General features: G+C 41.9%; 8 protein-coding genes. All 8 read right to left on the bottom strand.

The annotated features are described in order from the left end of the window. Positions 1 to 307 (bottom strand): transposase (locus BLS64_RS13720; protein ID WP_093114155.1); only part of this gene is annotated, 307 nt, incomplete at its 3' end. A gap of 269 nt (positions 308 to 576) precedes the next feature. Further along, positions 577 to 1,182: a sugar O-acetyltransferase gene (locus tag BLS64_RS13715; protein ID WP_093114156.1), complete on the bottom strand. Its 606-nt coding sequence runs from the start codon at positions 1,180 to 1,182 to the stop codon at positions 577 to 579. A 17-nt stretch (positions 1,183 to 1,199) separates the two neighbouring features. Continuing rightward, a complete protein-coding gene (locus BLS64_RS13710) occupies positions 1,200 to 2,144 on the bottom strand; it encodes an aldo/keto reductase (protein WP_093114158.1) in 945 nt (314 codons plus the stop codon). 77 nt (positions 2,145 to 2,221) lie between these two features. After that, positions 2,222 to 2,842: a hypothetical protein gene (locus tag BLS64_RS13705; protein ID WP_093114159.1), complete on the bottom strand. Its 621-nt coding sequence runs from the start codon at positions 2,840 to 2,842 to the stop codon at positions 2,222 to 2,224. 35 nt (positions 2,843 to 2,877) lie between these two features. Beyond that, on the bottom strand, positions 2,878 to 3,390 hold the full coding sequence (locus tag BLS64_RS13700; RefSeq protein WP_093114161.1) for a carboxypeptidase-like regulatory domain-containing protein: 513 nt from the start codon (positions 3,388 to 3,390) through the stop codon (positions 2,878 to 2,880). A gap of 14 nt (positions 3,391 to 3,404) precedes the next feature. Beyond that, complete coding sequence (locus BLS64_RS13695; protein ID WP_093114162.1) at positions 3,405 to 3,803, bottom strand: hypothetical protein; 399 nt, start codon at positions 3,801 to 3,803, stop codon at positions 3,405 to 3,407. 37 nt (positions 3,804 to 3,840) lie between these two features. Continuing rightward, entirely contained in the window at positions 3,841 to 5,352 is a 1,512-nt protein-coding gene (locus BLS64_RS13690; protein ID WP_093114163.1) for a P-loop ATPase, Sll1717 family, read from the bottom strand. Positions 5,353 to 5,637: 285 nt separating this feature from the next. Further along, positions 5,638 to 6,162, bottom strand: a complete 525-nt coding sequence (locus tag BLS64_RS13685) for a VOC family protein (RefSeq protein WP_317039642.1) — start codon at positions 6,160 to 6,162, stop codon at positions 5,638 to 5,640. Positions 6,163 to 6,190: the final 28 nt, after the last annotated feature.

Below are 6,190 nucleotides of genomic sequence, written 5' to 3'. Positions count from 1 at the left end.
AAGCAAACTCTACTATCTTTTCCAGGTAATCAATCCGCATCTGTTTTTGGCCGAGGGCTTGTTCAAGCTTCTTAATATGGTCTTGAAGTTCCCGGTTTTTCTTACTTATACTCTTGTGCTCCACTACGACTCGCGTTTCTTTTTTATAAAGATCGGAATATTTTCTGAGCCACTTGTAAACCGCTGTTTTACTTACTCCGTAAGTCCCAACTACATCGAGTACTCGAAGATCTCCTTGTTCAATCTTCCTTACTAAATCTAATTTTACTTCTTGACTAAAAGTTCTTCTTACTGTGCCATTTTTCATAGTTGAAAAGTTTGAGAAAAAGGGCAACCTATTTCAGTCTTAGTCATATGTTTAAATCGTCATGCTGAATTTATTTCAGCATCTTCCTGTTGATTTATCACGATTGTCGCACTGAGCCCGACTAACGGGAGGAAAGGTCGAAGTGCTTGCGAAGACGAAAGCTCCTGGATTAATAATGACCCTGCTCTCAAGAGGCCCCTCGACTCCCTGCCTGCGGTAGGCAGGCGCTCGGGGTGACATCGTATTACAGTAGTACCGTCCACAGGGATTCACTTTTGATGATATTCCCTCTGCTTTTCTTCCCAGAACAGTTTATCGGTTTCAGTGATCTCACGCACTACCTTACATGGATTTCCGGCGGCGATCACGCCTTCGGGAATATCTTTTGTCACCACAGATCCCGAACCGATGATGGTCTTATCACCTATGGTCACTCCCGGGTTAATGACCGCATTGCCGCCTATCCAAACATTGTTCCCGATCACTATTGGCTTTCCAAATTCTAATAAGGTATTTCTAACGGCGGCGTCAATTGGATGTGCCGCGGTGTAAAGCCCCACCCGGGGCCCAAAAAAGACATTATTCCCAATGCTTACTTTGCAAACGTCTATGATGATACAGTCATAATTTGCGTAAAAGTTCTCGCCTATGGAAATATGGCAGCCGTAATCACAACGAAAAGGCGGTTCTATGTACAGGTTTTTACCGGTAGTTTTAAAAAGCTCTTTTAAAAGTTCGGTTCTGTAGGCGAGTTCGTCTTCAGTCGTTTGGTTGAAAAGATGGGTAAGTGTTTTCGCTTTTCTGTTGTTTTTTTTCAGTTCTTCATCTTCAGCGAGGTATAGTTTACCTGCGAGCATTTTTTCCTTTTCAGTCATACCACCCGTAAAAATTTTTATCGGCTTACCTCGTTCAACCGTTCCATTTCCTCACCTGAAAGCTTCAATTCCACCGCTTCTTCAAAAGCCTTTAAGTGACTGCTCTTTGTAGCGCTGACGATGGGGGCGGAAATTCCCGGGCGCAGCATGATCCATTTCAGGGCCACGGCCGTGTCGCTTACTCCATGTCTTTCGGCGATCTTATCCAGGGTGTGCAGGATGTTTAATCCTTTATCGGAAAAATATTTTTCCACGATCTGTTTTCTGCTGCCCTCGATGTCCTCGGCCTTTCGGTATTTTCCGGTGAGGAAGCCGCTGGCGAGGGAGAAGTAAGAGATCACGCCCAGGTCATATTCCTTAGCCAGTTCCCAGTAGCCGTCTTCGAATTTTTTGCGTTCCATAAGGCTGTATTCCGGTTGCAGGACTTTGTACCTGGCAAGTCCGTTCTCTTCAGAAGCGGCCATCGATTCGCGGATGCGTTCCGGAGAGAGGTTGGAGGCACCTATATAGCGGACTTTCCCTTCTTTGATGAGCTGATCATAAGCTTCCAGGGTTTCTTCTACCGGAGTGGCTTCATTATCCCAGTGGGTGAAGTAGAGGTCGATATGATCTGTCTGCAGGCGGCGGAGGGAATCCTCGGCGGCCTTTAAAATGTAATTTTTGGAAACGTCTCTGCCTTCCTTGCCAGGATTGGAACCCACCTTCGTCGCCAGCACGATCTTGTCGCGGTTGCCGCGCTCTTTCAGCCATTTCCCGAGGATGGTCTCAGATTCGCCGCCTTTGTTCCCCGGTGCCCAGTGAGAATAGGAATCTGCCGTATCTATTGCGGTGAAGCCTTTATCAATGACTTCATCCAACATTCTGAAGGACTCCTTTTCATCAAGGGTCCATCCAAAGACGTTGCCGCCGAATACTACTGGTGGGATATGAAGCTGGGTGCTGCCAAGTTGTTTGATTTTCATAGGATGTTATTTTCCTAATAAGATAGGAAGGATCTGCTGAAAGTGAAAATTAATTTTGACAGATTCCGACGGGTTATTTACTCTTCCTCTAATTCGAAATCCAGGGGCTCAAAACCTAGTTTCTTAAAAATGCCCGAGTATTCTTCCAGCAGGATCCTAAGGCAGTCGGGATCCTCAAGGTCCAATTTTTTCAGCGGGATGAATTTTCCGAAGAAAAAGCCCTGCCGGAAATCATGTTCCTTTTTTAAGGTCCGAACTTCAGCTTTTTTGTCATTGCGATCGATAAACGGGATGATCTCCAGGTGAGGCTTTTCACTTTCGGGATCCTGTATCCCCAGGCGGAAGAAGTAGCCGTCTATCTCGCCGAGCAGGAAAGTTTCCAGCTCGCGGTTGATGCTGCCCATGCCGTTAAGCCTTCCGTAAAAATCCAGGCACTTAAAGGCCGACTTTTCATAAATCCATTTCTTCTCCACCAGCGAATTGTAGTTGTGGATGACCGCGGCAATGACGATGAGCAGCGCGAAACCCAGGGCATAGAGAGTGGACTCATTGAACCTTTCCAGGATGGTGGTAAGGCTGAAACCCTTTCTCAGGATGGGGGGAAGAAAGGTGAACGGAAAGATCATCAGGAAACAAATCATGGTTCCTTTGAAAAGGGATCTTCGCTCACTGCAGATGATGAGGAGCAGGTCTTTCATTTATTTTTTCAACTGGCCTATTGGAGTTTCTGCAACTAGAACCATCTTTTATCCCTTTTGCAATACCATTTTGGTTCGCAATCCGAGACGACACAGCCGCCTAATTTTACTTTTCCCTGGTCAGCTTTTTTCATTGTCTTCTCGGTGGGCATACCGTAAACTACCGGAATAACTTCATCTTTTTTATTGCAAACTGGACAGTTCATAGTGTTGTGGATGTATATACATTCAGGAGGAAAGAGAAAATTCAGTTCAATTACAGTGTCGCCTTGAATGGTGATTGCTTCAATCGTTTTCTCAGGGTAGCTTAAGGTCCGGACTTTTAAGGTGTAAGTGCCCGCAGGTATGTGTTCAAGGAGGAAGTTGCCATTTACGTCTGTCGCTGTTTTCCTGTTGAACCCGGGAAGGTACAGGTGTGTGGCGATCGCTTTATTTTGAAGCGTATCCCACACATGGCCTTTGATCGTACCGTACTTCGGGTAACCCGATTGAGCCAACCCTGATTGAGCGAAAAACAGGAGCAGCAATAAACTCTTTACAATTTTCATCTTTGAAAACTTAGTTACATAGGGGCCACGATCTGCTGGAATCTCCAGTACCGCGGACAAACAAGCAGGTAAAAAGCCACGGTTATGAGGATGTTGATGTCGGGAATGCTCGGCATTACGATGCAGACGATGGCAGTACCTTCCAGGATGGCCCAGCGAACGATGCTGGCCGACTGGTATACGGCTATCCTGCCGTCCTCGTCTGTTTTGGTTGCCATCTGCTTCATGCTGTTTCTGTACAGGAATTCACTCAGGGTGATGGCTGCTACCGGAAGGAACAACCAGGGCAGTTCTTCCTCTGAAAGCTGGAAGATCGCTTCGAAGTCGATGGCCTCAGTGATCACGGCCATCAGGATGATGCCGGACAGCAATGCGGCGTAGATGATGATAAAAGTTCTGAATTTTTCTTTCATATTTTTTCTGTGAAGTGGGGACCTTTGTTTTATGTTATTAATGAGGATGAATAATTTCTTTTGGTTTTGTAGATCTTTTTAGTCCAAGGAAGTCTATTAAGCCGGGATGAACTCTATAAGTTTTAGCACCTTCTTCAAACTGAGCTCTAGTATTTTTATATTTGAAAATATATTCTGAACCACCATAGCCACTACCACCAGCTTTATAATAACCAATGATAGAAAACTCAAAAAGACTTTTTAATGAATCATATGTTTCAATTTCCTCGCTAAAAAGGGATTTTTTCTTTTGTATTGAGTCCTCAAAATCTTCCATATCAAATTGGTGATACCCTATACTTTTAATTATTTCAAGAATGTTTTCATATTTGGGAACGTGCTTATGAATTTCATCATCTAACTCATCCAAAAAATATTTACTGTAATCAGTTTTAGCGGAGTTAATCTCTTTATTTGAAATCATTGCCTCACGATCTTCATTAAGATTATGAGACTTTAGAATTTCGTTACAGAACTGAATTGCATCTCTTGGACGTAAAAATGTTCTATCAGTAATATAGTTGTATTTAGTTTGTTTACCTGTCATTAACTGGGTTTCATCAAAAACTTGTTCCCATTTAATTTCTTCATTCGGGTACTCTTTTAGAATTTCTGTTAATCTTCTCTCCAGTAGTTCTTTCAGGGAATGGCTACCGGGTCTGTCCCATTCTATCACTGTGGTTGAAGATTGGGTTAATTTATTTTTATCCTCAAATTTTAGAGAATTATAAATATCATCTCGGAGGAAAATTATTATTGACAGTTTTTTATTGTTTTCCTTTGCTATCCTATTAATTTCCTTTGCTGCAAGTAATAGTCCAATTACTCGGTTATTGTATTCAGGATTCTTAGGATCAAATCCTAAATCTAATTGATCAAATAAAATATGGTAAGAGTGATTTGGATTAAGACTTCCAATAACGTATTCGATTAAATTTAAATTGACCTCTTGAATGACCGTAGGTAAGTGCTCCATAGGTAAGCCTTCTGGAGTAAGATTAGCTTTTATCAAGGCTAAATCAACTGTAAAATTTGATTTTATTTTTAATTTTTTTGAAGGTGTGAAAATTTGTGTTACATCTGGATCTCTAGTACCATACGTGTCGACAATAAAACTTTCTATTTTAGATAAGAAATCTAAAGAATCTTCATTGTAGGGTAAACTTTGATCTTGATTTAATAAGATCTTTGATAGACTCATTAATATCAAATACTTCCAACTATGGGTGAATTTATCAAAATCTGGAACCCCAATTTTTGCTTGTTTATCATGGTAATGCCATGGGTAATCTGAAAACGTATGGCCAAAACTGAATAGAGAATGATTTTTACTATTTAGAAATCTTTTAAAGATCGCTGTTTTTCCAGTTCCTTTTCTTCCTAATACGATAAACTTCTGGAATTCTTTTATTTCATTAAAGGAGTCATGATTTTGAAAACACTTCATTAGAAGGTCATCATTATCGGCATCAATTCCTCCTATTGTTCTAATACTTGTTAAGCTCTTCATATTATAAGTTTCAAACCTTCGTCTAAAAATATTAAATAATTATTAAACTTTAGTTGCGGGTTTCCTTAAAAATCATATTAATCTTGAATAAACCTGCATATATTATCGATAAATAGGATTTACGAGTTGAAAAGGAGGAAATTTGTATTAAAGAAGTGTTAAGGTATAGAAGAAGAGAAGGTGGGTCTTGAAAATTCCCATTTTCAGGATAGTTACTCTGGAAAACCTTCAGAAAAGACCAAAAAAAGGCCCCTTCCTGAGGGGCTTTCTTAGTAGCTCTAAAGCTTACTTCGTGGTCTTCCCGCCCATGGCGGTGAAGACACTGTCTACCGGCTCCCAAAGTTCTATCTTGTTGCCTTCGGCATCCATGATGTGGACGAACTTGCCGTAGTCGAATTCCTCGATGCTGTCAAGGATGGTGACTCCGTTCGCCTTCAGCTTTTCAAGAAGGCCTTCAATGTTCTGCACCCGGTAATTGATCATGAATTCCTTTTTTGAAGGGGCGAAGTATTCGCTGCCGTCTTTAAAAGGGCTCCACTGCAGGTAATTTATCTCGTCGGGACGATGCGCGTTCCTGAACTCAAAACTGGAACCCCACTGGTTGGTTTCCAGCCCCAGGTTTTTCGAGTACCATTCCTTAGTTTTCTCAGGGTTCTCTGAGAAAAAAAAGATACCGCCAATCCCTGTCACTTTAGGGGTGGTGTCTTTGGCGGTTTCGGGTGTTTCTTTTTCCTCCATATTGGTTTGATCTGATCTGCAGCTTCCCAGCAGCAGGGCCAGGAAGAGAAGAGAGAAAGTGGTTAGCTTCATCTTATAAGAATTGTGAAAGGTTTTCCTT

It is taken from the genome of Salinimicrobium catena (assembly GCF_900102915.1).
GTDB classification, from domain to species: domain Bacteria; phylum Bacteroidota; class Bacteroidia; order Flavobacteriales; family Flavobacteriaceae; genus Salinimicrobium; species Salinimicrobium catena.
This window is presented reverse-complemented; position numbering and strand designations above follow the sequence as displayed.

Bases quoted from the DNA above. Each gene is read 5' to 3' on its own strand.
- BLS64_RS13710 (WP_093114158.1), bottom strand. From the start codon at position 2,144: ATGAAAATCAAACAACTTGGCAGCACCCAGCTTCATATCCCACCAGTA.
- BLS64_RS13695 (WP_093114162.1), bottom strand. From the start codon at position 3,803: ATGAAAGAAAAATTCAGAACTTTTATCATCATCTACGCCGCATTGCTG.
- BLS64_RS13705 (WP_093114159.1), bottom strand. From the start codon at position 2,842: ATGAAAGACCTGCTCCTCATCATCTGCAGTGAGCGAAGATCCCTTTTC.
- BLS64_RS13700 (WP_093114161.1), bottom strand. From the start codon at position 3,390: ATGAAAATTGTAAAGAGTTTATTGCTGCTCCTGTTTTTCGCTCAATCA.
- BLS64_RS13685 (WP_317039642.1), bottom strand. From the start codon at position 6,162: ATGAAGCTAACCACTTTCTCTCTTCTCTTCCTGGCCCTGCTGCTGGGA.
- BLS64_RS13690 (WP_093114163.1), bottom strand. From the start codon at position 5,352: ATGAAGAGCTTAACAAGTATTAGAACAATAGGAGGAATTGATGCCGAT.
- BLS64_RS13715 (WP_093114156.1), bottom strand. From the start codon at position 1,182: ATGACTGAAAAGGAAAAAATGCTCGCAGGTAAACTATACCTCGCTGAA.